Below are 1,029 nucleotides of genomic sequence, written 5' to 3' on the forward strand. Positions count from 1 at the left end.
GCGAGGCGGCCGACGCCGTCGGGCGCCTGGCCGAGGAGGCCGCCGCCGCCCGCAGCCTTGAATACGAGGCCGTGGCCGCGAGCATGAACGCGCGCAAGCAGGAGCAGAAGCTGCGGGCCGAGATCGAGTCCTACGCGCGCCGCGGCAGCAATATCGACGGCGCCAGCGCCGCCGCCCGGCGCGAGATCAGCGCCGCCACCGGCATCGACGCCGAGGACATGCCCTTTGCCGGCGAACTGGCGGACATTGCCCCGGAGCACCTGCCCTGGCGGCCGGCGGCCGAGAAGGCGCTGCGCACGCTGGCCACCACGCTGCTGGTCCGCCCCGAGCACATCCGCGCCGTCACCGCCGCCATCGACGGGCTGGACGGCTACGGCAAGCTGCGCTGGGTCAACATCGGCAACGCCGTTCGGAAGAGCCCGCCCGCGGCCGGCGGAGCGGACCTGGTCACCAAGCTGGAGTTCAAGAACTCCGAGGCCGGAGACTGGCTGCGCGGCAAGATCGCCACCGACTACGCCTTCACCTGCGTGGACTCGGACGAACAGCTGCACGGCCACGACCGGGCGATCAGCCTGGCCGGCACCATCAAGCTCAACGCCGGCACCTTCGAGCGCGACACCCGCCGGGTCAGCCCGGGCGACTACCTGCTCGGCTTCAGCAACACCGAGAAGATCGCCCAGCTGCAGGCCGAGGCGGACCGGATCCGGGCCGAGCACGAGCAGGCCAGCGAACTGGCGGACGAGCGCAGCAAGGCCAAGGACCTGCTCGCCGGCCGGCTGGACGCGCTGCACCGGGTGGCCGCGGACACCCGGTCCTTTGCCGAACTGGACCCCGCGCCCCAGCGCGCCGCCGTCGAGGACCTGCAGCAGCGGCTGCGCGGGCTGATGGAGAACAGCGCCACGCTGGCCCAGATCCGCACCGAGCTCGAGACGGCGAAGGCCTCGCTGGAGGCCGCGGTGGGCCGGCTCGCGGTGCTGCGCAACGAGCTGGAGGCCACGGACCGGCAGGCCGCCAAGGCGGCCGCCGACC

General features: G+C 73.4%; 1 pseudogene. It reads left to right on the top strand.

The features are described 5' to 3' along the window. A pseudogene (locus ACFQ36_RS22915) lies at positions 1–1,029 on the top strand (chromosome segregation protein SMC); the annotation flags it as partial.

The organism is Arthrobacter sp. GCM10027362, from assembly GCF_042679445.1.
Taxonomy (GTDB): Bacteria; Actinomycetota; Actinomycetes; order Actinomycetales; family Micrococcaceae; genus Crystallibacter.